Genomic DNA, 24,970 nt, shown 5'->3' with positions numbered 1-24,970 from the left:
CATCCGGAACAAACCGGGCAGGCATTGGTCTGACCCTCGGCTTAAGTAGCAGAGGTGGCATGCGCAAGTTTTTCGGAACCGACGGGATTCGCGGACTGACCAATCAGGTTCCGATGACCGCGGAAGTCGCGATGCGCGTCGGCATGGCGGCGGGCGCGCATTTCTTGCGCGGCGACCACAAGCACCGCGTCGTGATCGGGAAGGATACGCGACTGTCGGGCTATATGCTCGAAAACGCGCTGGTCGCGGGGTTCACCAGCGTCGGCATGGACGTCGTGCAGGTCGGCCCGATGCCGACTCCGGCGATCGCGATGCTGACGCGCTCGATGCGCGCCGACCTTGGCGTAATGATTTCGGCGAGCCACAATCCCTATCAGGATAATGGCATCAAGCTGTTCGGTCCCGACGGCTACAAGCTGTCGGACGAGGACGAAGCGCAGATCGAGCATCTGCTGGCCGTACAGCCGACGCTGGCCGACGCCGGGCATATTGGCCGCGCCAAGCGGATCGACGACGCGCGGGGCCGCTATATCCACGCGGTGAAACAGAGCCTGCCCGAATCGGTGCGCCTCGACGGGCTGCGCATCGTGCTCGATTGCGCCAATGGCGCGGCGTATAACAGCGCGCCGACGGTGTTCTGGGAATTGGGCGCCGACGTCGTCGCGATCGGGGTCGAACCAAACGGCACCAACATCAACGACAAATGCGGATCGACGGCGCCCGCGCTGCTCCAGGACACCGTCGTCGCGAGCGGCGCCGACATCGGCATCGCGCTCGACGGCGACGCCGACCGGCTGATCGTGGTCGACGAAAAGGGGACGATCGTCGATGGCGACCAGATCATGGGGTTGATCGGCGCGAGCTGGGCGCGACAAGGAAGGCTGAAAGGCGGCGGGGTCGTTGCGACGGTGATGTCGAACCTTGGCCTCGAACGCTTTCTCGAGGGCGAGGGGCTGCGGCTTGAGCGCACCAAGGTCGGCGACCGCTATGTGCTCGAACGGATGAAAGAGGGCGGCTTCAACGTCGGCGGAGAACAGTCGGGGCATATGATCCTGTCCGACCATGCGACCACCGGCGACGGCACGCTGGCGGGGCTGCAGGTGCTCGCCGAGCTGGTCGCGTCGGGCAAGTCGGCGAGCGAATTGCTGCACCAGTTCGACCCTGTCCCGCAGCTTTTGAAGAATGTTCGCTTCGCGGGTGGCAAGCCGCTCGACGACAAGCATGTCATCGCGGCGATCGCCGAAGGCGAGGCCGCGCTGAATGGCCGCGGACGCCTCGTCATCCGGCCTTCAGGTACCGAGCCGCTGATCCGCGTGATGGCCGAGGGTGACGACGCCGGGCAGGTCGAGCAGGTCGTCGACATGATCTGCGATGCGGTGCGCGCCGCGGCAGCGTAAATATTTGATTTTTAGAACTGAAAGAGACTGATCATGCTTGAAATGCGACCCGATTGCGAAAAATGCGGCCGCGATTTGCCTGCGAATCTCCACGGCGCCTTCATCTGCTCGTTCGAGTGCACCTTTTGCGCGAATTGCGCCGACAAGCTCGATGAAATCTGCCCCAACTGCGGCGGTGACCTGCTCGACCGCCCGCTGCGCGAAGGCGCGGCGCTGGCAAAATTCCCCGCTTCGACGGAGCGAAAGCATAAGGGGTGACCGCGCGCGTTCTGATCATCGCCGGATCCGATAGCGGCGGCGGTGCTGGCATCCAGGCCGACATCAAGGCGGTGACGATGCTCGGCGGCCATGCGATGACCGCGATTACGGCGATCACGGCCCAAAATACGCTGGGGGTACAGGGCGTCCATCCGGTCCCGACCGATATGGTGCTGGCGCAGATCGATAGCGTCGCGTCGGACATCGGTGTCGACGCGATCAAGATCGGGATGATCGGCAGCGCGGAAACCGCCGCAGCGGTGGCGGACCGCCTGTCGCGGCCCGACCTTGCGCAAGCCGCGCTGGTGTTCGACCCGGTGATGATCGCGACAAGCGGTTCGGTGCTGGCCGACGAAGCGACGATCGCGGCGTTCAAGGCGCTGCTCGACCGCGCGATGGTCGCGACGCCGAATTTGCCCGAACTCGAAGCACTCGGCGGCGAGAATGCGGTGCTTGCGCACGGCTGTTCGCTGCTGGTCAAGGGCGGCCATGCCGAGGGCGACACGGTGACCGACCGCTTGCTCGAAACGGGCGAGGGCGAGGTTGCGCGCTGGGAAGCACCGCGGATCGACACCCCGCACAGCCATGGCACCGGCTGCACGCTGGCAAGCGCGATCGCGACCGGGCTGGCGCAGGGCATGCCGCTCGAACCCGCAATCGCGCGCGCGCGCGACTTCGTGCGCCTGTCGCTGATGGGCGCGCCGGGACTGGGGCAGGGGCATGGCCCGATGGGACAGCAATATGTCCGCAACGACGGGCTGTTCACCGGCCCGGCGCTCAACCAGATCACCTTGCCTGCGCGCGATTATGCGGTGTCGGTGGCTTTCTACAAGCAGCTGGGCCTGAAGCAGATCGTCGATAGCCCGGGCAATGGCTATGCCCGCTTCGAGGCCGCGAACGGCGTGACGCTGTCGATCCACGTTGACGAAAGCGTCGGGGATGGCGCGGCGGTCGGCGCGACGACCTATCTCGAAAGCGGGGCGCTCGACGCGTGGGTCGCCTATCTGGCGCGGCGCGGGGTGCGGTTCGACCAGATGCCCAGGGATGAGGAATGGGGCTGGCGCGAGGCGCGGCTGACCGATCCCGCGGGCAACCGGCTGTGCCTGTATCAGGCAGGGGAGTATCGAAGGTATCCGCCGTGGCGGGTTTAGCTATTCCTGCTCCCCTCCCTCTTAGGGAGGGGCTGGGGGTGGGTGCGAGCAGAGCGAGCCGCTCGGCGCTGCTCAGGCTCGCTCCGCTCGCACCCACCCCTAACCCCTCCCTTGAAAGGGAGGGGAACCAATGATCGTCGGCGTCGACGAGGCGGGGCGCGGGCCGCTTGCGGGACCGGTGGTTGCCGCGGCGGTCATCCTGTGTCCCGACGGCATCGCCGGGCTCGACGATAGCAAGAAGCTGAGCGCCAAACGACGCGGCGCGCTGGAGGCCGAGATCAAGGCGCGCTGCCGCTGGGCGATCGGCGAGGCGAGCGTCGAGGAGATCGACCGGATCAATATCCTGCAGGCGACCTTCCTCGCGATGACGCGCGCGGTCGAGGCGCTGGGGTTCGAGCCTGCCGAGGTCCTCGTCGACGGCAACCGCTTGCCCAAATGGCGTTACACCGCAACCGCGGTCGTCGGCGGCGACGCGCTGCATCCGTGCATTTCGGCGGCGAGTATTTTGGCGAAGGAGCATCGCGACCGCTTCATGCGCGCGGCCGCGCGCGATTTCCCGGCTTTTGGTTGGGAGACCAACATGGGTTATGGTACGGCTCAGCATCTCGCGGCGCTGCGCCAACATGGCCCGACGCCGCACCATCGGACCAGCTTTGCCCCGGTCGCACAATTGCAACTGGTCTGACCGCCCGAAGCCTAAAGCCTAAGAGGGGAACAGGCGATGAGCAGAGGATTTTCGGCCGACGATGTCGGCATGCAAACGGGACGCCGCGTCCTTGTCACCGGTGCCAATGCCGGAATCGGGTTCGAGGTCACGAAAGTCCTCGCTGCCCGCGGCGCGCATGTCGTGCTTGCCTGCCGCGATGAAGCCAAGGCCGAGGTGGCGATGAACCGCATCTGGGCCGACGTCCCGAAAGCCGAGCTGTCGTTCCAGCCGCTCGATCTTGCCGACATCGATCAGGTCAGGGAGGCGGCGAGGGCGGTGCTGGCGGGGCCGCGCATCGACGTGCTGGTGAACAACGCCGGGGTGATGATCCCGCCGCGGACGCTGACGAAACAGGGTTATGAGCTGCAATTCGGGGTCAATCACCTGGGCACCTTTGCCTTCACCGGGCTGGTCCACCCCCATGTCGACGACCGCATCGTGATCACCGGGAGCATCGCGCACAAGAGCGGCACGATGGATTACAGCGACCTGTCGGCGGCGCGCAGCTATCATAATTGGGCGCGCTACCAGATGAGCAAGCTCGCAAACCTGCTCCATATGTTCGAACTCGACCGCCGGCTGAGCGCGGCGGGCCGCGCGACGCAGGCGATCGGATGCCACCCCGGGGTCGCACTGACCGAGCTCACGCGGCACCTGCCGCTGCCGCTGCGCACACTGACCCCGCTCGCCGGCCCCTTTTTCAACAGCGCCGCGCAGGGGGCTTGGCCCACCTTGCAGGCAGCGACGGGCGCGCATGTGCAGGGCGGCGATTATCTGGGGCCGCAGGGGCTGGGCGAGGTGACGGGGCGATCGGGTCCGGCGCGCGCGACGCGCGACGCGCGCGACCCGAAGCTGGCGCGCGAATTGTGGCAGCGGTCGATCGAATTGACCGGGGTCGATCCGGGGATTTGATAATCCTCCCTGCCGCGAAGCGGTGGGGAGGGGCACCGTTCGCGAAGCGAATGGTGGAGGGCAACGACGCCGCGCCAATGCCCCTCCGTCAGCCCTGCGGGCTGCCACCTCTCCATGGCTGCGCCACAGGGAGGATTGAAATTATTTTCGCGGGTGAGTCTTGATCGCCACACCACCACCCGTTGAGTCCCCGAGTCGCGGCCGACTCCATATGCTGTGTCAGACTCGTTTCGTTCTCATCCCGTTAACCACTTAGTCACGCGGAATCCCTAGGATTCTGCGCTTGACGGCGGACTCCGCCGGACTCATCAGGGGCTTCTTTCGGATCTTCGCGGGGGCAGAACATGGGTGTAATGGAACGGGTGAAGACCCCGGCGGTGAAGCAGCGGGCGGCGAAGATTGCGCCCGCCCAGCTGCCGCTCGACAGCATCCTGCAGGGCGATTGCATCGAAATGATGCGCTCGCTGCCCGCGGCGTCGATCGACATGATCTTTGCCGATCCGCCGTACAACCTCCAGCTTGGCGGTGACCTTCATCGTCCCGACGGCAGTCAGGTCGATGCGGTAAATGACGAATGGGACAAGTTCGACAGCCTCGCGACCTATGACCGCTTTACCCATGCCTGGCTGAAGGAAGCGAAGCGCATCCTGAAACCCAACGGCAGCATCTGGGTGATCGGCAGCTACCACAATATTTTCCGCGTCGGCGCGGCGCTGCAGGACCGCGGTTACTGGATCCTCAACGATGTCGTGTGGCGCAAGGCGAACCCGATGCCCAATTTCAAGGGTACGCGCTTCACCAACGCGCACGAGACCTTGATCTGGGCGTCGATGGGCGAGAAGGCGAAATATACCTTCAACTATCGCGCGATGAAGACGCTGAACGATGAATTGCAGATGCGCAGCGACTGGCTGATCCCGATCTGTGCGGGGCAGGAGCGGCTGAAAAAGGGCGGGCACAAGGTCCACCCGACGCAGAAACCCGAAGCCTTGCTGTATCGTGTGCTTCTCGCCTGTTCGAACCCCGGTGACGTGATCCTCGATCCGTTTTTCGGGACCGGGACCACCGGGGCGGTCGCCAAGCGGCTTGGCCGTCATTTCATCGGCATCGAGCGCGAGGATGACTATATCGCCGCGGCGAAGGAGCGCATCGAAATGGCGCTGCCGCTTGACGAAAGCGCGGTGAAGACGATGATGGCGCCGCAGGCCGCGACGCGCGTCGCGTTCGGCACGCTCGTCGAATGCGGCATGATCGCGCCGGGTACGCTGCTCACCGATACGAAACGCCGCTGGAAAGCAAAGGTGCGCGTCGACGGCAGCCTCGACTGCGAGGGCCAGCCCGCAGGATCGATCCACAAGGTCGGCGCGGGCGTGCAGGGCGCACCGAGCTGCAACGGCTGGACCTTCTGGCATGTCGACAATGGCAAGGAACTGCGCGTGATCGACGCGGTGCGGCAGGACTGGTTGCTGGCGAACGAGGCTTAATATCGCGTCGCCCCCGCGAAGGCGGGGGCCGCTGGCAGGGTCGCGCACGGCCGACGACGGCCCCCGCCTTCGCGGGGGCGACGAAGTAGGGAATAGGCATGTTCCAACCGCTAACCAAACCCGACCTCGGTACCGCCTCCGCCAGCGCAAAACTCTATTGCCGCCCGACCTGCTTCGTCGACCGCCCGCACGAGCTCGACGACAATTGCCTCCGCATCGCCGACACGATGGTCTGGTTCGCGGCGTGGAACATCAGCCTGCGCGACGGCGCGCTTGTGAAATCGGCAATCGTGACCGTGGCCGAATGGGCTGACTGGTTTGCGGCGATGCCCGATACACTGGCCCAGGCAGCGGCCGCACAGCGCGCGGGCGTTGCTCGCCCGCGCGGCGCGCTCGATCTCGGTGAACGGATGGTGCGGCTGAACGAGCCGCAGTTGATGGGCATCCTGAACGTCACCCCCGACAGTTTTTCGGACGGCGGGAAGCATGTCGATGCGGTCGCGGCGACCGATGCGGGCTTTGCGATGGCGTCGGCGGGGGCGGCGATTATCGACGTCGGCGGGGAATCGACGCGGCCCGGCGCGCCGCTGATCTGGGATGGCGACGAGATCAAGCGGATCGAAGATGTCGTGGCGCGGCTCGCGCGCGGCGGCGTCGCGGTGTCGATCGACACGCGCAAGGCCGCAGTGATGGAGGCGGCGCTGGCCGCCGGGGCGCGGATTGTCAACGACGTGTCGGCGCTGCGTTATGACGACCGCGCGATGGAGGTTGTGCTAGCCGCAGCCTGTCCGGTCGTGCTGATGCATGCACCATCGGCGAAAAGCGATCCGCATGCGGGCGGCGAATACGCTCATGTGCTGTTCGACGTTTACGACATGTTGGCCGAGCGCGTCGCGGCGTGTGTTGCAGCGGGGATCGATCCGGCGAAGATCATCGTCGATCCGGGGCTGGGCTTCGGCAAGGGGGTCGCCGACAATCTGGCGCTGATCAACGGCCTCGCGCTGTTCCACACTTTGGGTTGTCCGATCCTGTTCGGCGCGAGCCGCAAGCGGATGATTGGCGCGCTCGACAATGAGGCACCCGCCGACCAGCGGCTCGGCGGCACCGTCGCGCTGCATTATCAGGCGGCGGCGCAGGGCGCGCAGCTGCTGCGCGTCCATGACATTGCCGAGAACCGCCAGGCGTTGCGGATATGGCGCGGCCTGCGCGACGCGGCGCTCACGGGCTAAGGCGAGCCGAGGCAACCACGGCAAGTGCGCCGCGTATCCCTTGGGAAGGGCCGTCGTCCCGGCGCGCCCCCTCCAAGGAGAATCTCATGCAGCTTCCTCACGGTACCCACGTCGCTGTCGCCGATGGCAATCGCTTCGTCATGTTCCGCAACGATGGCGACGAGGCGGTCATCAATCTGGTCGATGCCGCCAGCCCCGAAGTCGAAACGACAAACCGCAGCGGCGCCAATCCGGAAGTACGCGACCTCGACGAGCGCGGCCATGCGGCGGGTGTGGCAGCATTGCTGAACAAGCAGGTGCTCGACAACGATATCGAAAAGCTGCTGATCATCGCCGACCCCAACACATTGGGGGTCATGCGCAGCCATTATCATAGCGAACTGGCAAAGCGGCTGGTGGGCGAACTGCCCAAGACGCTGACCAATGCCGATACCGCCGCAATCGAGAAAGCCATTACCGCGGCCTGAACATCGGTGGCGCGGTTCTGCCGATTGCCCGCCGTGAAGGTGGGATAGCCGCTTACCTACAGACTATAGCCGCCGTCGCTGGTCAGCACGCTGCCGGTGACGGTGGCGGCGGCATTCGACAACAGGAACAATATCTGCGCGGCGGTCTCGTCCGGAGTCGCATACCGACCGAGCGGCGTTGCCATCCTGGCCATCGCTGTCATGGCGGCATCGCGCGATCCTTCGCTGGCGATCAGGTCGGTGAAAAACGGCATATCGTCCCAGATCGGTGTATCGACCCCGCCCGGTGCAATCGCGTTGACACGGATGCCGTGCGGCGCGCCTTCCTTAGCGGCCACTTTGGTTAGCTGGATCAACGCGGCCTTGGACGCGCCATAGGCGCCGGTGCCAGGTTCGGCCTTGATGCCCGAGATTGATGCGGTGGTGACGATCGCGCCGCCGCGCCCATGCGCGGTCATCGCGCGCATCGCGGCCTGCAAGCTCAGCATCGCGCCGTCTAGGTTGACGGCCAGCAGCCGCCGCCACGCCTGAAAATCGATATCGACGATCGGGGCGGCATCGCTGATCCCGGCGTTGATCACTGCGAGATCGACTGCCGCAAGGCTGTCAGCGCTTTTGAGCCACAAATCGGCGTCGGCGACATCGTCGCCGCGGCTGCGGTCGATGCCGATCACGGTGGCGCCTGCGGCGCGCAAGGCGTTGGCGACTGCAAGACCAATACCCGAGGCGTCGCCGGTCACGAGCGCGGTTCTACCGGAAAAATCGAAAGTCATGGCTGCGACGTAATACCGTCAGGCGGCGGTGTCGATCCCGAGATCGCTGAGCTTGCGATACAATGTCGAGCGGCCAATCCCCAGTCGCCGCGCGACTTCGCTCATCCGGCCGCGGTAGTGACCGATCGCCAGACGGATGACATCGGCCTCGATTTCCTCGAGCGGGCGCAAATTGCCGTCGGGCAGGTAGAGCGTGACGCCGATCGCTTCGCCATTGATCGCAATCTCGCCTTCGCCGGTCGGGCTGCCGCCGCCCAGCGTCGCCTCGATGGCGCGGAAGTCGGCGCTGGTCAGCACGTCGGTCTTGCTGCCGACCGCGGCGCGGAACAGCACGTCCTGCAACTGGCGGACATTGCCCGGCCAGGCATAGGCGGCGAGCAGGCGGAGCGCATCGTCGGTCACCCCGATCGGCCCCATGCCCGGCAACCCGCCGATGCGGGCGAGCAGATGGCGCGCTAGCGGGCCGACATCGCCGCGGCGTTCGGACAGCGAGGGCAGGGTGAATTGCGCGCTCGACAGCGCGTAGTAGAGATCCTCACGGAAATGCCCCGCCTCAATGAGCTTCTCGAGCGGGCTGGTGCTGGTCGCGATGATGCGGACATCAACGCTCTGGCGGATCGTGCCGCCGATCATCTGCACCTCGCCGCTGCTCAGAAACTCGACGAGCTTGGCCTGCGTTTCGAGCGGGATACATTCGACATGATCGATGATGAGGCTGCCGCCGTCGGCCTGGACGAGCCGCCCGACCTGACGGTCGAAGGCACCGGCAAAGGCGCCGCGTTCATGCCCGAACAAGCCCGATCCGATCAATCCCGGCGAGACCGCCGAACAATCGACCATCACCAGCGCACCGCGGGCGCGTGGGGACGCGTTGTGGATCGCGCGGGCAAAGACTTCCTTGCCGGTACCCGGGCGGCCGTTGATCATCACCGGGACGCGCGCGCGCGCGGCTTTCGCGGCGATGGCGAGCGCGCTGCGGAAGTTCGGGCTCGACCCGATGATCTCGTCAAAAGCGAGCGGGGCGCGAAGCTTTTCGGTCAGCGGGCGCAGCTCGCCCTGCGGGCCGCTGGTCGACACCACGCGATCGAGCGCTTCGAGCAGGCGGTCGGGCGCGATCGGTTTCTGAACAAAGTCGCTGGCCCCGGCGCGCATCGCGCCGACCGCAACCTCGACCCCGTTGCGCATGGTGATGACAATCAGGGGAAGGGCGGGTCGCCAGCGGCGCAGTTCGGCGACGAATTCGGCGATTTCCATGCCCGGCGCACCCTGATCGACGAGCACTGCGTCGAGCGCCATACCTTCTTGGGTGCCAAGCTTGGCGAGCGCGGTGTCGGTGTCCGCGGCAACGACGCTGCGCCAGCCGCCGCGCGATACCAGCGCCGCCAGAAAGCGTTGCTGCGCCGGCTCGCTGTCGACGATCATCACTGTTCGCGTATCGCGCGTGGTTGCCATCGTTTTCGAATCCGCCCTTGTTCGGCGCTGTCGTGCCGATTTCTCCGCTTGAACGCTGTGATGTACGCCACACGGGTAAAGGGGCGATTAAGGCCGTTCGGCTTTTGCGGCTAGGCGCGCGCGGCCAAAGCGCGCTTGAGCATCTGCGGCAGCGTGGCTAAGACCGGCGCGAAGGCCGATTCTGGGCCGGGCGCCTGGCGCCTGTGCGCGGAAAGTGGCGACTGAAGGGGAAAGAGCCATGGCGGAACAGGAAATGAAGGCGGCAACCGAAACCTATTCGGGTTTCCTCAGCCTGCTGAAAGTCGGATCGATCATCACCGCGATCGTGACCGTTTTTGTCGTCCTGATCATTTCCTGATCGGGTTGGCATGCGCATCGCCGTCCTGAAGGAGCTCGCCCCCGGCGAGACCCGCGTCGCCGCGACCCCTGAAACCGTGAAGAAATTCATTGGGTTGGGCGCCGAAGTTGCCGTTGAATCGGGGGCGGGTGAGGCCGCGTCGGTCGCCGACGCCGACTATAGCGCCGCGGGCGCCAGCGTCGCCAGCCGCGCCGACGTGCTGAAGGGTGCGAACATCATCCTGGCGATCCAGGGGCCGGATCCGAAGGGGTTGAGCGGCTTTGCCGACGGCGCCTGGCTGGCCGCGGGACTCAATCCGTTTGGCGAGCGCGCGCGGGTCGACGACTATGCGAAGCTGGGCATCGAAGCGCTGGCGATGGAATTCATGCCGCGCATCACGCGCGCGCAGTCGATGGACATATTGTCGAGCCAGGCCAATCTTGCCGGTTACAAGGCGGTGCTGATGGCAGCGAACGCCTATGGCCGCGCCTTTCCGATGATGATGACCGCCGCGGGCACGGTGAGCGCTGCCAAGGCGTTCGTGATGGGCGTCGGCGTCGCGGGCTTGCAGGCGATCGCTACCGCCCGCCGTCTGGGTGCGCAGGTCAGCGCCACCGACGTGCGCGCCGCGACCAAGGAACAGATCCTCAGCCTCGGCGCCAAGCCGATCTTCGTCGAAAGCGTCGCGGGGATCGAGGGCGAGGGCGCGGGCGGCTATGCCACCGAAATGTCCGACGAATATAAGGCGGCACAGGCGGAACTGGTGTCGTCGCATATCGCCAAGCAGGATATCGTCATCACCACCGCGCTGATCCCGGGGCGCCCCGCGCCGCGGCTGATTTCGGACGCGCAGCTCGCGACGATGCGCACCGGCAGCGTAATCGTCGACATGGCGGCCGAAAGCGGCGGCAATGTCGAAGGGTCGGTGCCCGGCGAAGCCAAGCGCATCCACGGCGTAACCGTGATCGGCGCGAGCAATATCGCCGCACTGATGCCCGCCGACACCAGCGCGCTATTCAGCCGCAACCTGTTCAACTTCCTGTCGGCCTTTTGGGACAAGGAAGCGGGCAAGCCCGTGCTCGACGAAGAGATCGGCAATGCGATCCGCCTGACGCAGGGTGGCAAGGTCGTGAACGAGCGGCTTTTGGCGTAGCACTAGCGCAAAAAAAGCCCGATTTCGGCCTTTTCCTGCAACTTTCGCCGGTTAGGATGCGTTCAGGGTGTGAAACCCTGTCCTTTCAACAACCGGAGATTGATCGATGTTGCGTGCGAAGTTTTTTGCCGTTCCCCTGTTTGCGCTGACTGCGGCGATGCTGGTCGCCCCGGCGCACGCCCGCGCCGCCGACGAGGCGGCAGAGGCGACGACCGCCGAGGCCGAAGCCGCGGCGGGCGCGATGGTCGATAGCTGGAACATCGTCCAGAACGCAACGAAGTCGCCCGAACATACGACGCTGGTCAAGGCGCTCACCGCCGCTGGATTGACCGACACGCTGTCGGGTACCGGCCCGTTCACCGTGTTTGCGCCGACCGATCAGGCCTTTGCCGCGGTGCCGCAGTCGATGACGGCTTATCTGATGGATCCGGGCAACAAGGCGGCGCTGGCCCAAGTGCTGACCTATCATGTCGTGCCGGGCGCGATCAGCTCGACCGATCTTTATGCCAAGATCAAGGCGGGCGGTGGCAAGGCGACGCTGACCACCGTCGAAGGGCAGCCGCTGACCTTCACCGAGGTTTCGGGCAACATCAAGGTCGACGGCACCCAGGGCAGCAGCGGCTATGTGACGCAGGCCGACGTGGCGCAGTCGAACGGGATGATCCACATCCTGAACGGCGTGCTGATCCCTGAAATCAAGCCCGCCGCCGCAGCCGAACCCGCTGCCGTGCCAGCCGATACGGCCCCTGCCGCGGAAGCCACGCCGGCAAGCTGATTGCTGAACCCAGAGGAGAGTTTATGAAACGCGCGACATTGTTGGCGGCGGTTGCCGCCGTCGGACTTGGCCTTGCCGGTTGCGGTGGCAAGAGCGAAACACCGACCGAAACGACCACCGTCGATGCCGGTGAAACGACCCCGGTCGAGACCGCAGGCGCCAACCCGACCGTCGGCGGCGCGGAGATGCTGCCGACCAAAAACATCGTTGAAAACGCATCGGCATCGCCGATTCACAAGACGCTGGTCGCCGCGGTAACGCAGGCTGGTTTGGTCGAGACGCTGTCAGGCGCAGGCCCGTTCACCGTCTTTGCGCCGACCGATGCCGCCTTCTCGCAAGTCGCCCCGGTGACGCGGGACGGCTGGATGCGTCCGGCGCAGAAGGAAGTGCTGGCGGGCGTGCTGAAATATCATGTCGTACCGGGCAAGCTGACTGCGGCCGATCTGGCGGCGCAAATTACCGCCGGTGGCGGAAAGGCGGTCCTCAAGACCGCTGACGGCCAGGATCTGACGGCGACCAAGTCGGGCGACGCCATCATCCTGACCAGCGCCAGCGGGAACAAGGCGGCGGTTACGCAGGCCGACGTCGGCCAGTCGAACGGCGTGATCCATGTTGTCGACGCGGTGCTCGTGCCGAAGATGTAATCAAAGCTGATCCTCCCCCTTCATGGGGGAGGCAGCGAGACTTGGCGGCTTGCCGCCTAGTCGCAGGGGAGGGGGTGCGCTCTCGACCTGAAACGATGGTGCAAGGACGCATCCTCACCCCCATCCAACTCCGCCTAATCGCTTCGCGATAAGGCGCCGTATCCTTCCCCCATCAAGGGGGAAGGTATTTTTTGCGCCCGCGACATTTAATTTCGCAATTGGCCCGCATTTCTCATCATTGAGAGATGCGGGCCTTTTTTTTTTGGCCGCTTTGGAGTCGACACGCTCCGCGGGGCGCGGCAAGAGGTGCGCGAAACGGAATCAGCAGGGGAGCGAGCCCGTGGATTTTATCGCGATTTTTTCGATTTTCATCCTGGCGTGCTTCGTCGGCTATTTCGTCGTGTGGTCGGTGACCCCGGCGCTGCACACGCCGCTGATGAGCGTGACCAACGCGATTTCGTCGGTGATCATCGTCGGGGCGCTGATCGCCAGCGCTGCCGCGGGTTCGGCCTCGTCGAAATGGCTCGGGCTGGCGGCGGTCGTCATGGCGAGCATCAACATTTTCGGCGGCTTTGCCGTCACCGCGCGTATGTTGGCGATGTACAAGAAGAAGGAGCGCTGAGATGGAAATCCAGTCGATCCTTGCGGCCGCGGCGGACGGCCATGGCGCGGTAAACCCCTGGGCCGCCATCGCCTATCTCGTTGCGGGCGTGCTTTTTATCCTCTCGCTGCGCGGGCTGTCGAGCCCGGCGACGGCGCAAAGCGGCAACCGCTTTGGCATGATCGGCATGACCATCGCGGTGGTCACGACGCTGCTGACGCATATGCCGATGAAATTTGGCGACGCGACCAACAGCTATACCGGGGTCGACCCGGTCGGGCTGATCGAGATTCTGGCGGCGATCGGCATCGGCGCCGTCATTGGTATCGTCATGGCACGCCGGATCGCGATGACCGCGATGCCGCAGCTGGTTGCGGCCTTCCACAGTCTCGTCGGCCTCGCCGCGGTCGCGGTGGCAGCGGCGGCCTATCTCAATCCGCAAGCTTTCGGGATCGCCGACGCGGCGGGTCAGATTTTCACCGTCAGCCGCATCGAAATGGGGCTGGGTATCGCGATCGGCGCGATCACCTTTTCGGGATCGGTCATCGCCTTCCTCAAGCTTAACGGCAATATGTCGGGTTCGCCGATCATGCTGCCGGGGCGGCACATCATCAACCTCGGCACGCTGGCCGCGATTATCGGGCTCGTTGCCTATTTCACCTTTGACCAGTCGCCTTGGGTATTCTGGACCGTCACCGGGCTCAGCTTTGCGATCGGCTTCCTCTTGATCATCCCGATTGGCGGCGCCGACATGCCCGTCGTCGTGTCGATGCTCAACAGCTACTCGGGCTGGGCCGCGGCGGCGATGGGCTTCACCCTCGGCAACACCGCGATGATCATCACCGGCGCGCTGGTCGGATCGTCGGGTGCCATCCTGTCGTACATCATGTGCCGCGCGATGAACCGCAGCTTCATCAGCGTGATCGCTGGCGGTTTCGGTGCCGAGGCCTCGGCGAGCGGCGGCGGATCGAAGGAACAGCGGCCTTGGAAACCGGGCAGCGCCGACGACGCGGCTTTCCTGATGAGCCAGGCCGACACCGTCATCATCGTCCCCGGTTACGGCATGGCGGTCGCGCAGGCGCAGCACGCGCTGCGCGAAATGGGCGACCTGCTGAAGAAAGAGGGCGTGACGGTCAAATATGCGATCCATCCGGTCGCGGGGCGCATGCCCGGCCATATGAACGTGCTGCTCGCCGAAGCGAACGTCCCCTATGACGAGGTGTTCGAGCTGGAGGACATCAACGGCGAATTCGCGCAGGCCGATGTCGCCTTCGTCATCGGCGCCAACGACGTCACCAACCCGTCGGCAAAGACCGACAAGACGTCGCCGATCTACGGGATGCCGGTGCTCGACGTCGAAAAGGCCAAGACCGTGCTGTTCGTGAAGCGATCGATGGGCGGGGTCGGTTATGCCGGGGTCGACAATGATGTCTTCTATATGGACCAGACCATGATGCTGCTCGGCGATGCCAAGAAGATGACGGATGACATCGTCAAGGCGCTGAACGGCGGCGGGCATTGAGTTATACGTCGCCCCCGCGAAGGCGGGGGCCGCTATCGGCCTTGCATAAGGTTGCCAGCGGCCCCTGCTTTCGCGGGGGCGACGATTTTAAAGAGGACTGAATATCCAAATGCGTAAAATCGGCCTGATCGGCGGCATGAGTTGGGCATCGACCGAGCTCTATTACCGCCATCTCAACAAGGGAGTGCAAAAGCGCCTCGGTACCGCCTGTTCCGCCCCGATTCTGCTCGAAAGCCTGAATTATTGCGACCTGTCGCGGCTGACGACGCCCGAGCAATGGGCGCATGCGAAAGAGGTGCTCATCGCGTCGGCGCAGCGGCTGGAAACCGCGGGCGCGACCGCGCTGATGATCGCGGCCAATTCGATGCACAAGGTGGCCGATGAGGTTGCCGCGGCAATTTCGATCCCGCTCATCCATATCGTCGACGAAACCGGCGAGAAGATGAAGGCCGACGGGATCAAGGCTGCGGCAGTGATCGGCACGCGCAATGTGATGACCGAAGCCTGGTTCCGCCAGCGCCTTGTCCGCCACGGCCTGACGCTGGCGCCCTATGACGCGAGCCGCGCCGACGAGATCGACCGGATCATTTACGAAGAGCTGATGCAGGGCAAGGCGAACGAAGCTTCGCGGCGCACGATGAAAACCTTCATCACCGACATCGCCAAGCAGGACATCCAGGCGATCGTGCTGGCGTGCACCGAGTTGGTGATGCTGGTCGACCCCGACGCCAATGTGCTGCCGATCTACGACACGACGCGCATTCACGTCGCGGCGGGGGTCGACTGGATACTGGGGGATGAAGGCTAGTTAAGTCCTCCCTGTGGCGAAGCCATGGGGAGGGGGACCGTCCCCGCGAAAGCGGGGAAGGTGGAGGGGCGGCGACGTTGCGCTAAAGCCCCTCCGTCAGCGCTTCGCGCTGCCACCTCCCCATCGCTGCGCGACAGGGAGGATTTGGGTCAGCTCATCTTCGTCCACGTCACCGTGCGGCAAAACAGGCTGACGCAGCCTTTCATCGTCAGCTTGCTGCCCTTCACGCGCAGATGCGCCTTGTAATATCGCCCGTCCTCGGGGCTGTAGCCTTCGCCTTTCCAGCCATCGCCGTGCGGGACCAGATCCCAATAGATTTGCAGCCCGGTGATCTGACGACCGCGCTTGGCCTTGTCGGGATTACGTTCGTCAAGCTGGCCGCCCGCGGGCTGTTTGACGAGGATGCGTTCGATGCGTCCGCACATCTTGTTGCCGCACGCCGCCAGCACGACGACGCCTTTGCCATCGTCGGTTTTCCAGCGTCCCGCGATCGGCGCGGGCGCGGCGGCTATCGAGGGCACGGCAATGAGCGCGACCAGCGCCAATGAAATTCTCTTAAGCAAAGCGACCTCTCCCCGGTTTTTTAGCTACACGCATGTCAGCAACCCGCTTGGCATCCGTCAAGTCTTGCCGCATGTTCTCCCAAAATCAGGGGAGAGAGCGATGCGATTCAACGGCTTTCACGCGGCGGCGCTGGGCGTATTGGCGGTGCTTGGCGCCAGTCCGGCGACCGCCAAGACGATCAGCGTCAGCGCGACAACGCCCGACGCCAATGAAAAGCTGCAAGAGGCGCTGATTCTGGCCGAGCCCGGCGACGTCGTCCAGCTGGGCGCGGGGGTGTGGACGCTGACCGATGGCCTGTCGCTCGACGTCGCGGGGGTCACCGTGCGCGGCGCCGGGGCAGGCGAGGGCGGATCGATCCTCGACTTTACCGGCCAACAGGGCGCGGGCGAGGGGCTGCTCGTCACCAGCGACGATGTGCTGCTGACCAATTTTGCGGTGCTCAACACCAAGGGCGACGGAATCAAATCGAAGGGCGCCGACCGTATCGTCTATCACCAGCTGCGCGTCGAATGGACCGCGGGGCCGAAGGAAACCAACGGCGCCTATGGCATTTACCCCGTCGAAAGCACCGACGTGCTGGTCGACAGCGTCTATGTGCGCGGGGCATCGGACGCGGGCATCTATGTCGGCCAATCGAAAAATATCATCGTCCGTGATTCGATCGCCACCGAGAATGTCGCGGGGATCGAGATCGAGAACAGCTATAACGCCGACGTCCACGACAATATCGCGACCAAGAACACCGGCGGTATCCTGGTGTTCGACCTGCCCAGCCTGCCGATGCAGGGCGGCCATAATGTCCGCGTGTTCGAAAATATCGTCAACGACAACAGCACGCCGAACTTCGCCCCGAAGGGCAATATCGTCGCCAGCGTGCCGACCGGCACCGGGGTGCTGGTGATGGCCAATCGCAATGTCGAAATTTTCGACAATGTGTTCGCCGACAACGGCACCGCCAATGTGATGATCGTCGGCTATCGCTACGAGCATAAGGATCCGAACTACCAGCCGCTGCCGCGCGACATCGTCGTGCGCGGCAATCAGCATGGCAAGGCGGGTTATGCGCCGAAGTTTCCTGGTGGTGACATGATCGCGGCGGCGATGGGCGGCGCGATCCCGCCCGTGCTGTGGGACGGGGCGGGCGATGCGGTCGTGCTAGACAAGGTCGGCGTGCTGTCGCTGAACTTGCCCGACGTGAAGACGCCGCAGAGCGAAGCCAAACCTGCGCCCGCCGACCTGTCGAAGGGGACGCCCCCCGCCGCGCTGCCAGCAATCACCCTGCCGGAAAGCATGGAGGCCAAGGTCAAGTGAAGCGCATATTGGCCGCGCTTGCTGCGACGCTGCTATGTGCAAGCGGCGGCGCGGCCTTTGCGCCACCCGGGGTCGACCAAGCGGTGGTCGAGAGCGATGCGATGCCGCCAAAGCTGTCGGCCTTCGGTTTGTTCCGCGGCAATGATCCAGGGCGGCCGTCGACGGGCATCGCCTACACACTCCGCGCGTCGCTGTTCAGCGATTATACCGAGAAGCACCGCTTCATCGCGATCCCGGCAGGCAAGAAGGCCAAGGTCGGGAGCGATGGAGTCATCGACTTTCCGGTCGGCACGGTGCTCGTCAAAAGCTTCGGCTGGAACGACGTGGGCGGCGGACGCCTAATAGAGACGCGCCTGTTGATCCACCGCGCATCGGGCTGGGTCGCGCTGCCCTATATCTGGGATGCCGACGGCAAGGATGCGACGCTCGCGCTGGGGGGGCGGCGGGTGCCGGTGACGTTCAAATCGCCCGATGGCGAGACGCACAGCATCCGCTATGCGGTGCCGAACAAGAACCAGTGCAAGGAATGCCACAGCCTGAATGGCGAGATCGTGCCGATTGGGCCAAAGGCGCGCAATTTTATCCTCGATCCCGCCGCCGCCGATGCCGTGCGCAGTCGCTATTTCGAAAACCCGGCGGCGCTCAAGCCGACCATGCCGATATGGGACGACCCCGCGACAGGCAGCGTCGCGGACCGTGCGCGCGCCTATCTCGACGTCAATTGCGCGCATTGCCACAACCCGGCGGGCAGCGCATCGAACAGCGGGCTGTTCCTGCGCTGGACCGACGATCCGACCGGCGTGAACTACGGCATCGGCAAGCGCCCGACCGCGGCGGGCCGCGGCAGCGGCGGGATGGACTTCGCGATCGCGCCGGGCGACCCCGCGCATAGTTTCATGATCTATCGCCTCGAAAGCACCGACCCCGGCATCGCGATGCCCGAGGTCGGGCGATCGACCGTGCATAAGGAGGGCGCCGCATTGCTGCGGCAGTGGATTGCGGAAATGCCGAAAGGTGGGCAGAAGGCGCTCTAAAGGTCGCGTCCCATTTCCGTTTGCCCCGAGCTTGTCGAAGGGCCGTTCTTTCTTTGCGGCGTCAAAAGGCAGAACGGTGCTTCGACAAGCTCAGCACGAACGGCGTTGGATCGGCTCAAAATCCAGATGGTGAATTTCGAATGCGCTCCCTCGTCCTCCACGACTATTTTCGCTCCTCGGCCAGCTTTCGCGTTCGCATTGCGCTGAACCTGAAAGGGCTCGACTATGAGCGGGTCGAGGTCAGCCTGATCGCGGGCGAGCAACGCAGCGACGCCTATCTTGAACAGAACGCGCAGGGCTTTGTCCCGATGCTCGTCGTCGATGGCGAGCCGATCATCCAGAGCATGGCGATCATCGACTGGCTCGACCGTGCTTATCCCGAACCACGGCTGATCCCCGACGAAGCGATGCCGCGCGCGGTCGCACTGGCACAGGCACAGGTAATCGCCAGCGACATCCACCCGCTGAACAATCTGCGCGTGCTCAAATATCTGACCAAGGATCTGGGTCTGAACGAGCAGACCAAGGACCGCTGGATCGCACGGTGGATCGCCGACGGGTTCGAGGCGCTCGAGGCGATGGCGGGCGACGCGCGCTATCTCGGCGGCGACACGCCGGGGATCGCCGACTGCTGCCTGGTGCCGCAGATGTACAATGCGCGGCGCTTCGAGGTGCCGCTCGACGCCTATCCGCGGCTCGTCGCGATCGACGCGGCGTGCATGGAATTGGACGCCTTCCAGAAGGCGCATCCCGACGCGGTCAAGCCCGCGTGATCCGGGCGCTGACGGGAGCCGCGCTGCTGGTCATGCCGGCGGCGGCGCTGGCGCAGCAAGTGCCGGCCGATCCGCCCACGGCCGAAGACGACGGCGGTTGTTGCAGCTTGACCTTCCCGCGCCTTTCGACCGAGGAGATCGTCGTGCGCGGCAGCGGCGTGCTCCGCCCCGCGGACAGCGACACGGTCCAGACCTCCAGCCTGATCGCCTATCCCGAACAGGGGCTCGGCGCGCGGATCGAGAACCGCCTCCGCGACGAAGCCGGCATCGTCCAGTTCCGCCGCTCCGACGGGCGCAGCGCGCATCCGACGAGCCAAGGCGTGACGCTCCGCGGACTCGGCGGCAATGCATCGAGCCGTGCGCTGGTGACGCTCGACGGCGTGCCGCAGGCCGATCCCTTCGGCGGGTGGGTCGCGTGGAGCGCCTATGACGCGATCAACCTCGGCGGCATTCTCGTCACGCGCGGCGGCGGCAGCGGGACCGACGGGCCCGGCGCGCTCGCAGGGACGATCGGGCTGCATTCGAGCATGACGCAGGGCGTCGAAGCGAGCGCTGCCCTTGGCAGCCGCGACGGCTGGGACGCGTCGCTTTCGGCAGGAACGAAGCTCGGCAATGGCCAGGTCGCGCTCGACGGCCGCTACAGCCGCGGCGACGGTTTTATTCCGGTGGCGGAGGGCCAGCGCGGTCTCGTCGACCGCGCCGCGCCTTATGAGCAAGGCGGCCTCGGCGTCCGGCTGCGCTTCGACGCGGGCGCCGACAGCCGCATCGAGGCGAGCCTGCGCGGCTTCGCCGACCGCCGCGACCGCGGCACCGATTTCACGACGAGCAAGACCGACGGCGTCGATGCCAGCCTGCGCTTCGTCCACGATCCCTTGGGCGCGACCCAATGGCTTGTGCTCGCCTATGTCCAGGTCCGCGATTTCGAGAGCGGCTTCGCCAGCGTCGCGGCGGGGCGGAACAGCGTCGCCCCCGCGCTCTTCCAGCGCGTCCCCGCCACCGGCCTCGGCGCGCGCTTCGAGCTGCGCCCCGCGATCGGCGATGCGAACCCGCTGCGTGTCGGCGCCGACTGGCGCCGCACGACCGGGCGCACCGAGGAGGATTTTTTCTTCAGCGGGACGACCCCCGGCCGCCACCGCATCGCGGGCGGCAGCAGCGACACCGTCGGCGCTTTCGCCGAATGGACATCGGGCGATGCCGAAGACGGCCTGCTCTGGACGCTGAGCGGGCGGATCGACCATTGGTGGCTGGGCGAAGGATACCGCCTCGAACGCAATATCGGCGGAACGACGATCGCCAACCTGAACTTCAACGCGCGCCAGGGCTGGGAAGGTAGCGGCCGCGCCGGCCTGCGCTGGACCTCGGACGCCTTGTCGCTGCGCGGCGCGGTCTATCGCGGCTGGCGCCTGCCGACGCTGAACGAACTCTATCGCCCATTCCGCGTCGGGGCCGAGGTCACGACCGCGAACGAGATGCTGAAGCCTGAACGGCTGTGGGGCGGCGAGGTTGGCGTCGACTGGAAGCGGGACGACACCCAGCTGTCGGCGACCCTGTTCGTCAATCATCTGACCAATGCCATCGCCAATGTGACCCTGGCGCCCAATCTGAACCAGCGGCAGAATCTCGATGCGATCGACACCAAGGGGATCGAAATTAGCGCCGAACAGCGGATCGACTTTCTGACGCTGCGCGCAAGCTATGCGTTGACCGATGCGACGGTCGATGCAGCGCGCGCCGCCTCAGCGCTCGACGGGCGCCGTCCGGCACAGATCGCCAAACATGGCGGCAGCGTCTCGCTGCGCAGCAACGCCACCGGCCCGCTCGGCGGTTTTGCGACGCTGCGCTATATTGGCAAGCAGAATGAGGATGATCTGGGGCTGCTGGTCCTTGGCGACGCATGGACGTTCGACGCGGGACTGTCGTGGCGGCTGGCGGATGCGATCAGCATCGAGGCGCGCGGCGAGAATCTGTTCGACGAACTCGTGCCCGCCGCGATCTCGTCGGCGGGGATCATCGAGCGCGCGACGCCACGAACCTTGTGGATCGGCGCGCGCGTGAACTTCTAGCGTGCCGCGCAAAAGCCTTCCCCCTTGATGGGGGAAGGATACGCAGCCTTATCGCGCGGCGATTAGGCGGAGTTGGATGGGGGTGAGGGTGCGTCCTTTCGCAACCATATCAGGCCGAGAGCGCACCCCCACCGCTGCGACTAGGCCAGCAAGCTGGCAAGTCTCGCCGCCTCCCCCATAAAGGGGGAGGGGCAATGCGGCGTCATTCTGCGCTTGATGGACGGCTGTGGGTCGATAAGAACGGGGCATGGCCGCCAAGAAACTGAACCTCGACAATTTCCTGCCCTATCGCCTGTCGATCGCGTCGAATGCGCTCTCCGAACGGATCGCCGCCGAATATCAGAACCGCTTCGGGCTGAAGATTCCCGAATGGCGGCTGATGGCGGTGCTCGGCGAGGGAAAGCCCAAGACGCAGCGCGAACTGGTCGAAGCGACGCGGATGGACAAGGTCACGGTCAACCGCGCCGCAAAAGCGCTCGCCGACCGGCAGCTGATCGCGCGGCAGGCGCATGAGGTTGACGGGCGGTCGCATCATCTGGAACTCACCGCGACCGGGTGGTCGCTGTACGACGCGATCGTCCCCGCGGCGCTGGCGAGCGAGGCGCAGCTCGAAGCGCGGATCAGCGCCGCCGAGCGCGAAACAATGATGGCGATCCTCGCCAAGCTGACCGCCGCCGCCGAAGATTATGCCTGATCCCGCCTATCGCGCGCCGCCGCCCGGCGCGCTGCGCGTCGAACCGCTGGGCGAGGTCACCGCAATCTTTGACCGGCGGTCGGTGCAGACGCATCTGGTCGTGTCGCCGATGCCCGAAATATTGGAAGCGATGGGTGCGGGCGATTGCGATGCGGCGACACTTGCGGCGCGCCTCGCCGCACGCTTTGACTTTGATGGCGCTGCGGACGTGGGGGCGATCCTGACCGAACGGCTGGACGAGCTTGCCGCCTTGGGGCTGGTGGAGCGCGCGTGAGGCACAGCACGCGCATTGCGGTCGGCCCCGTGCAGTTCCGGATCGGCAGCGACTGGGCGGCGCCCATTGCCGCGCTCGACCGGCTCTACGCGGGCTATCCGAAAGACGAAGCACGGCCTGCCGACGCCACCGTTCGGCTGTTCGCGGCGCGGCCGTGGCGGCGCTGGCTGCGGCCGTCGGTGCATATCGGCGGCGACTTTGTCGTCCCCGACGCGCTGCCTTTACCGCTGTCGATGGGGCTCCTCGCCGCCGAAATGGGGATGAATTTGCAGATCGCGCTCGGGTGGCGGCGGCACATGCTGCTTCACGCCAGCGCGGTGGCGCACGGTGGCCGCGCGCTGATCATGTCGGGCGAATCGGGATCGGGAAAATCGACGCTCGCGGCGCTGCTGGGTGAGGGCGACTGGCGGTTGATGGGCGACGAATTCACGCTGATCGACCCGGCAGGCGGCGATGCGCTGGCGTTCCCGCGCGCGGTCAGCCTCAAGAATGAAGCGATTGCGGAGGTTGCGGCGCGGGTTGATGCCGCGCGGCTCGGCCCGCTGCTGGCGGGGACGCCGAAGGGCGACATCCGCCACCTGATCCCGCGCGCGGACGCGATCGCGGCGATGCATGAGCCCGCGCGCCCGGCGTTGCTGCTGTTCCCGCGCTTTGGCGGCGAAGCGGCGATCGAGCCGATGGCTGAGGGCGAGGCGTTCGTGCGGCTGACCGAGGCGTCGACCAACTATGTCGCGCTGGGCGAAGCGGGCTTTGCCGCGCTGACGCGGTTGGTGCGCGAGACGCCAGCGTTCGGCATCTCCTATCCCGACAGCGCCGCGGGGATCGCGCTGGTCGAACAATTATGGGCGGATGCGGCCCGATGAGCGCGGTGCGGACCTTTGTCGACCTGCTCGCCGGTCGCCGCGATGCCGCCATGCTGGCGCCGCGCGACTGGGACGGGGTGATCGGCGTCGCGCGCAGCGAGGCGATGCTTGCGACCCTCGCGCACCGGCTGAAAGATTCCGCGCTGCCGCCGACCGTTGCGGCCCTGTTTGCTGATCAACGCGCCGCGGCGGCCGTCGCGCAGCAACAGGCGCTGTGGGAGGCGGAGATGGCGCGCCGGGCGCTGGTCCCGCTGGGGATCGAGTTCGTGCTGCTGAAGGGCGCCGCCTATGCCGCCGCCGATATGGCCTGCGCCGCCGGACGGCAGATCGGCGACCTCGACATTTTGGTGTCGGAGCCCGACATTCGCCGCGCCGAAAATGCGCTGCTCAAGGCTGGGTGGGAGTGGGTCAAGGCCGACCCCTATGACGATTTCTACTACCGCGAGCATATGCACGAGCTGCCGCCGCTGATCCACAAGGCGCGTGATCGGATGATCGATGTCCACCACACGATCCTGCCGCGCACGCACCGGATTACACCCGATGCGCTGGCGCTGATGAGCGACGCGGTGAAGCGCGCCGGTGGCTTTGCGGTGCTGAACCCCGCCGACATGGCGTGCCACTGCGCCGCGCATCTGCTCGCTGACGGCGATTTGCAGGGCGGGCTGCGCAATTTGTGGGATTTCCATCTCATGACGCGTGATTTCGCCGCCGCGGACGCGGGCTTCTGGAACAAGCTTGACGCGCGCGCGGAACTGCACGGGCTGCGCGCCGCGGTGCGGCGGGCGGCGCGGCTGGCGCGCGATTTGTACGGCAGTGTGTTGCCATCGGGCTGGGACGGGCAGGATGGGAGCGACGTCTGGTATCGCCGACGCCTGCTCGCGCGCGACGATTGGGGCCGGGTGACCCGACCGCTGCTGGAGCAAACTTTCTACATCCGCTCGCACTGGCTGCGCATGCCGCCCGCGATGCTCGCGAAGCATCTGTGGACGAAGTGGCGAAAGCGCTAGAGTCTTTCGAGCAGCGGGACCAGTTCGTCAAAATGGTCGATGACATGATCGGCGCCAAGCTCCTGTGCGGGGCGATCGAGAAAGCCGAAACTGACCGCCACACTGGTCACACCGGCGCCGTTGGCTGCCATAACGTCATAAATGCTGTCACCGACAAAGGCCGCGCGCCCGCCGCCGCAATTCTCGATCATCGCAAGGATCGGGGCGGGCGAGGGTTTGGCCTTGTCCGGCCCCAGCGTATCGCCGCCAATGATCGTCGCCATCCGCTCCGCCAGCCCAAGTGCGCCGAGCAGTTTGCGCGCCATATCCTCGCGCTTGTTCGTGACCACGGCGGTGCGGACCCCCAGCACATCGAGCCCGTCGAGCGCCGCAATCACTCCCGGGTAGGGGCGGCTGTGTACCGCGATATGTGCTTCGTAAAAGCGCAGCAGTTCGCGGTAGAGCCGCTCGAAATCGCCGCCCGGAACACCGCCGGTCGCGGCAAAGCCCTGTTCCAGCATATGCCGCGCGCCCAACCCGATCATCGGTCGCACCGCGGCCTCGGCCAAAGGCGCACGCGCGGCGAGGCTCAAGGCATGGTTGACCGCGGCGGTCAGGTCGCCCGCGGTATCGACCAGCGTTCCGTCGAGGTCGAAGCCCACGATCGCGAAAGGAAATCCGTTCATCGGCTGCGCATGGCGTGATGCTCTGGAAACCGCAATGATTTGCTGGCATG

At 65.6% G+C, this 24,970-nt stretch carries 27 protein-coding genes; 23 read left to right on the top strand and 4 right to left on the bottom strand.

Going from position 1 to position 24,970, the window contains the following annotated elements; translation table 11 throughout:
• The first annotated feature begins 59 nt into the window (after positions 1–59).
• From glmM to FFS18_RS04185, 8 genes are all read left to right on the top strand, one after another.
• A complete protein-coding gene (gene glmM, locus FFS18_RS04220; RefSeq protein ID WP_137869884.1) occupies positions 60–1,397 on the top strand; it encodes a phosphoglucosamine mutase in 1,338 nt (445 codons plus the stop codon).
• Positions 1,398–1,430: 33 nt separating this feature from the next.
• On the top strand, positions 1,431–1,655 hold the full coding sequence (locus tag FFS18_RS04215; protein WP_037510600.1) for a DUF1272 domain-containing protein: 225 nt from the start codon (positions 1,431–1,433) through the stop codon (positions 1,653–1,655).
• The gene (gene thiD / locus FFS18_RS04210; protein ID WP_137869883.1) at positions 1,652–2,806 is read left to right on the top strand and encodes a bifunctional hydroxymethylpyrimidine kinase/phosphomethylpyrimidine kinase; all 1,155 of its coding nucleotides are present in this window, start codon (positions 1,652–1,654) and stop codon (positions 2,804–2,806) included. The genes FFS18_RS04215 and thiD overlap by 4 nt, the downstream gene beginning before the upstream one ends.
• A 130-nt stretch (positions 2,807–2,936) precedes the next feature.
• A complete protein-coding gene (gene rnhB, locus FFS18_RS04205; RefSeq protein ID WP_137869882.1) occupies positions 2,937–3,491 on the top strand; it encodes a ribonuclease HII in 555 nt (184 codons plus the stop codon).
• A 36-nt stretch (positions 3,492–3,527) separates the two neighbouring features.
• The gene (locus FFS18_RS04200) at positions 3,528–4,424 is read left to right on the top strand and encodes an oxidoreductase (protein WP_137869881.1); all 897 of its coding nucleotides are present in this window, start codon (positions 3,528–3,530) and stop codon (positions 4,422–4,424) included.
• Between the two features lie 344 nt (positions 4,425–4,768).
• A complete protein-coding gene (locus tag FFS18_RS04195; RefSeq protein ID WP_120216055.1) occupies positions 4,769–5,908 on the top strand; it encodes a site-specific DNA-methyltransferase in 1,140 nt (379 codons plus the stop codon).
• Positions 5,909–6,006: 98 nt separating this feature from the next.
• Complete coding sequence (gene folP, locus FFS18_RS04190) at positions 6,007–7,137, top strand: dihydropteroate synthase (protein WP_137869880.1); 1,131 nt, start codon at positions 6,007–6,009, stop codon at positions 7,135–7,137.
• An 86-nt stretch (positions 7,138–7,223) separates the two neighbouring features.
• Positions 7,224–7,604 (top strand): baeRF12 domain-containing protein, encoded by a 381-nt coding sequence (locus FFS18_RS04185; protein WP_120216057.1) that lies wholly within the window; start codon positions 7,224–7,226, stop codon positions 7,602–7,604.
• Between the two features lie 56 nt (positions 7,605–7,660).
• Here the strand turns inward: FFS18_RS04185 and FFS18_RS04180 are convergent, their stop codons facing one another.
• Both FFS18_RS04180 and FFS18_RS04175 read right to left on the bottom strand, forming a co-directional pair.
• The gene (locus tag FFS18_RS04180; RefSeq protein WP_137869879.1) at positions 7,661–8,377 is read right to left on the bottom strand and encodes an SDR family NAD(P)-dependent oxidoreductase; all 717 of its coding nucleotides are present in this window, start codon (positions 8,375–8,377) and stop codon (positions 7,661–7,663) included.
• Positions 8,378–8,395: 18 nt separating this feature from the next.
• Positions 8,396–9,829: a sigma-54-dependent transcriptional regulator gene (locus FFS18_RS04175; protein ID WP_120216059.1), complete on the bottom strand. Its 1,434-nt coding sequence runs from the start codon at positions 9,827–9,829 to the stop codon at positions 8,396–8,398.
• A gap of 238 nt (positions 9,830–10,067) precedes the next feature.
• On the opposite strand from FFS18_RS04175, the gene FFS18_RS04170 reads away from it, so the two are divergent.
• The 7 genes from FFS18_RS04170 to FFS18_RS04140 all read left to right on the top strand — a co-directional run bounded on the left by FFS18_RS04170 (position 10,068) and on the right by FFS18_RS04140 (position 15,669).
• Positions 10,068–10,187: an aa3-type cytochrome c oxidase subunit IV gene (locus FFS18_RS04170; RefSeq protein WP_120216060.1), complete on the top strand. Its 120-nt coding sequence runs from the start codon at positions 10,068–10,070 to the stop codon at positions 10,185–10,187.
• 10 nt (positions 10,188–10,197) lie between these two features.
• A complete protein-coding gene (locus tag FFS18_RS04165) occupies positions 10,198–11,319 on the top strand; it encodes an NAD(P) transhydrogenase subunit alpha (protein WP_137869878.1) in 1,122 nt (373 codons plus the stop codon).
• Positions 11,320–11,425: 106 nt separating this feature from the next.
• The gene (locus FFS18_RS04160; protein ID WP_120216062.1) at positions 11,426–12,094 is read left to right on the top strand and encodes a fasciclin domain-containing protein; all 669 of its coding nucleotides are present in this window, start codon (positions 11,426–11,428) and stop codon (positions 12,092–12,094) included.
• Positions 12,095–12,117: 23 nt separating this feature from the next.
• A complete protein-coding gene (locus FFS18_RS04155) occupies positions 12,118–12,738 on the top strand; it encodes a fasciclin domain-containing protein (RefSeq protein WP_120216063.1) in 621 nt (206 codons plus the stop codon).
• A 340-nt stretch (positions 12,739–13,078) separates the two neighbouring features.
• On the top strand, positions 13,079–13,360 hold the full coding sequence (locus FFS18_RS04150) for a proton-translocating transhydrogenase family protein (RefSeq protein ID WP_088441687.1): 282 nt from the start codon (positions 13,079–13,081) through the stop codon (positions 13,358–13,360).
• A 1-nt stretch (position 13,361) separates the two neighbouring features.
• A complete protein-coding gene (locus FFS18_RS04145) occupies positions 13,362–14,861 on the top strand; it encodes an NAD(P)(+) transhydrogenase (Re/Si-specific) subunit beta (protein ID WP_137869877.1) in 1,500 nt (499 codons plus the stop codon).
• Positions 14,862–14,970: 109 nt separating this feature from the next.
• Complete coding sequence (locus FFS18_RS04140; protein ID WP_120216065.1) at positions 14,971–15,669, top strand: aspartate/glutamate racemase family protein; 699 nt, start codon at positions 14,971–14,973, stop codon at positions 15,667–15,669.
• Positions 15,670–15,818: 149 nt separating this feature from the next.
• On the opposite strand, the gene FFS18_RS04135 is transcribed toward FFS18_RS04140, so the two are convergent.
• On the bottom strand, positions 15,819–16,232 hold the full coding sequence (locus FFS18_RS04135; protein ID WP_137869876.1) for a DUF2147 domain-containing protein: 414 nt from the start codon (positions 16,230–16,232) through the stop codon (positions 15,819–15,821).
• Positions 16,233–16,332: 100 nt separating this feature from the next.
• On the opposite strand from FFS18_RS04135, the gene FFS18_RS04130 reads away from it, so the two are divergent.
• From FFS18_RS04130 to FFS18_RS04095, 8 genes are all read left to right on the top strand, one after another.
• Positions 16,333–17,544: a parallel beta-helix domain-containing protein gene (locus tag FFS18_RS04130; RefSeq protein WP_137869875.1), complete on the top strand. Its 1,212-nt coding sequence runs from the start codon at positions 16,333–16,335 to the stop codon at positions 17,542–17,544.
• Positions 17,541–18,578: an SO2930 family diheme c-type cytochrome gene (locus FFS18_RS04125; RefSeq protein WP_137869874.1), complete on the top strand. Its 1,038-nt coding sequence runs from the start codon at positions 17,541–17,543 to the stop codon at positions 18,576–18,578. The genes FFS18_RS04130 and FFS18_RS04125 overlap by 4 nt, the downstream gene beginning before the upstream one ends.
• A 140-nt stretch (positions 18,579–18,718) precedes the next feature.
• A complete protein-coding gene (gene maiA, locus FFS18_RS04120; protein ID WP_120216069.1) occupies positions 18,719–19,351 on the top strand; it encodes a maleylacetoacetate isomerase in 633 nt (210 codons plus the stop codon).
• Positions 19,348–21,414: a TonB-dependent receptor gene (locus tag FFS18_RS04115; RefSeq protein WP_137869873.1), complete on the top strand. Its 2,067-nt coding sequence runs from the start codon at positions 19,348–19,350 to the stop codon at positions 21,412–21,414. The genes maiA and FFS18_RS04115 overlap by 4 nt, the downstream gene beginning before the upstream one ends.
• Positions 21,415–21,661: 247 nt before the next feature.
• The gene (locus tag FFS18_RS04110; protein ID WP_137869872.1) at positions 21,662–22,108 is read left to right on the top strand and encodes a MarR family winged helix-turn-helix transcriptional regulator; all 447 of its coding nucleotides are present in this window, start codon (positions 21,662–21,664) and stop codon (positions 22,106–22,108) included.
• Positions 22,101–22,382, top strand: a complete 282-nt coding sequence (locus FFS18_RS04105) for an HPr-rel-A system PqqD family peptide chaperone (RefSeq protein WP_137869871.1) — start codon at positions 22,101–22,103, stop codon at positions 22,380–22,382. The genes FFS18_RS04110 and FFS18_RS04105 overlap by 8 nt, the downstream gene beginning before the upstream one ends.
• Positions 22,379–23,245, top strand: coding sequence for an HprK-related kinase A (locus tag FFS18_RS04100; protein WP_137869870.1), 867 nt, complete (start codon positions 22,379–22,381; stop codon positions 23,243–23,245). The genes FFS18_RS04105 and FFS18_RS04100 overlap by 4 nt, the downstream gene beginning before the upstream one ends.
• A complete protein-coding gene (locus FFS18_RS04095) occupies positions 23,242–24,255 on the top strand; it encodes a nucleotidyltransferase domain-containing protein (protein WP_137869869.1) in 1,014 nt (337 codons plus the stop codon). Before FFS18_RS04100 ends, FFS18_RS04095 begins: the two co-directional genes overlap by 4 nt.
• Here the strand turns inward: FFS18_RS04095 and FFS18_RS04090 are convergent.
• On the bottom strand, positions 24,252–24,920 hold the full coding sequence (locus tag FFS18_RS04090) for an HAD-IA family hydrolase (RefSeq protein WP_137869868.1): 669 nt from the start codon (positions 24,918–24,920) through the stop codon (positions 24,252–24,254). The two genes, FFS18_RS04095 and FFS18_RS04090, sit on opposite strands and share 4 nt — an antisense overlap.
• Between the last annotated feature and the right edge of the window lie 50 nt (positions 24,921–24,970).

The sequence above is a fragment of the Sphingopyxis sp. 2PD genome (genome assembly GCF_005503695.1).
In the GTDB taxonomy this organism is placed as follows: Bacteria; Pseudomonadota; Alphaproteobacteria; order Sphingomonadales; family Sphingomonadaceae; genus Sphingopyxis.
This window is presented reverse-complemented; position numbering and strand designations above follow the sequence as displayed.

Excerpts from the sequence above, each read along its gene's own strand:
- FFS18_RS04145 (WP_137869877.1), top strand. The coding sequence starts at position 13,362 with ATGGAAATCCAGTCGATCCTTGCGGCCGCGGCGGACGGCCATGGCGCG.
- FFS18_RS04175 (WP_120216059.1), bottom strand. The coding sequence starts at position 9,829 with ATGGCAACCACGCGCGATACGCGAACAGTGATGATCGTCGACAGCGAG.
- folP (WP_137869880.1), top strand. The coding sequence starts at position 6,007 with ATGTTCCAACCGCTAACCAAACCCGACCTCGGTACCGCCTCCGCCAGC.
- FFS18_RS04105 (WP_137869871.1), top strand. The coding sequence starts at position 22,101 with ATGCCTGATCCCGCCTATCGCGCGCCGCCGCCCGGCGCGCTGCGCGTC.
- FFS18_RS04140 (WP_120216065.1), top strand. The coding sequence starts at position 14,971 with ATGCGTAAAATCGGCCTGATCGGCGGCATGAGTTGGGCATCGACCGAG.
- FFS18_RS04165 (WP_137869878.1), top strand. The coding sequence starts at position 10,198 with ATGCGCATCGCCGTCCTGAAGGAGCTCGCCCCCGGCGAGACCCGCGTC.
- FFS18_RS04090 (WP_137869868.1), bottom strand. The coding sequence starts at position 24,920 with ATGAACGGATTTCCTTTCGCGATCGTGGGCTTCGACCTCGACGGAACG.
- FFS18_RS04160 (WP_120216062.1), top strand. The coding sequence starts at position 11,426 with ATGTTGCGTGCGAAGTTTTTTGCCGTTCCCCTGTTTGCGCTGACTGCG.
- FFS18_RS04195 (WP_120216055.1), top strand. The coding sequence starts at position 4,769 with ATGGGTGTAATGGAACGGGTGAAGACCCCGGCGGTGAAGCAGCGGGCG.
- FFS18_RS04200 (WP_137869881.1), top strand. The coding sequence starts at position 3,528 with ATGAGCAGAGGATTTTCGGCCGACGATGTCGGCATGCAAACGGGACGC.
- FFS18_RS04170 (WP_120216060.1), top strand. The coding sequence starts at position 10,068 with ATGGCGGAACAGGAAATGAAGGCGGCAACCGAAACCTATTCGGGTTTC.
- FFS18_RS04110 (WP_137869872.1), top strand. The coding sequence starts at position 21,662 with ATGGCCGCCAAGAAACTGAACCTCGACAATTTCCTGCCCTATCGCCTG.
- rnhB (WP_137869882.1), top strand. The coding sequence starts at position 2,937 with ATGATCGTCGGCGTCGACGAGGCGGGGCGCGGGCCGCTTGCGGGACCG.
- glmM (WP_137869884.1), top strand. The coding sequence starts at position 60 with ATGCGCAAGTTTTTCGGAACCGACGGGATTCGCGGACTGACCAATCAG.
- FFS18_RS04130 (WP_137869875.1), top strand. The coding sequence starts at position 16,333 with ATGCGATTCAACGGCTTTCACGCGGCGGCGCTGGGCGTATTGGCGGTG.
- FFS18_RS04155 (WP_120216063.1), top strand. The coding sequence starts at position 12,118 with ATGAAACGCGCGACATTGTTGGCGGCGGTTGCCGCCGTCGGACTTGGC.
- maiA (WP_120216069.1), top strand. The coding sequence starts at position 18,719 with ATGCGCTCCCTCGTCCTCCACGACTATTTTCGCTCCTCGGCCAGCTTT.
- FFS18_RS04180 (WP_137869879.1), bottom strand. The coding sequence starts at position 8,377 with ATGACTTTCGATTTTTCCGGTAGAACCGCGCTCGTGACCGGCGACGCC.
- FFS18_RS04215 (WP_037510600.1), top strand. The coding sequence starts at position 1,431 with ATGCTTGAAATGCGACCCGATTGCGAAAAATGCGGCCGCGATTTGCCT.
- FFS18_RS04185 (WP_120216057.1), top strand. The coding sequence starts at position 7,224 with ATGCAGCTTCCTCACGGTACCCACGTCGCTGTCGCCGATGGCAATCGC.
- FFS18_RS04095 (WP_137869869.1), top strand. The coding sequence starts at position 23,242 with ATGAGCGCGGTGCGGACCTTTGTCGACCTGCTCGCCGGTCGCCGCGAT.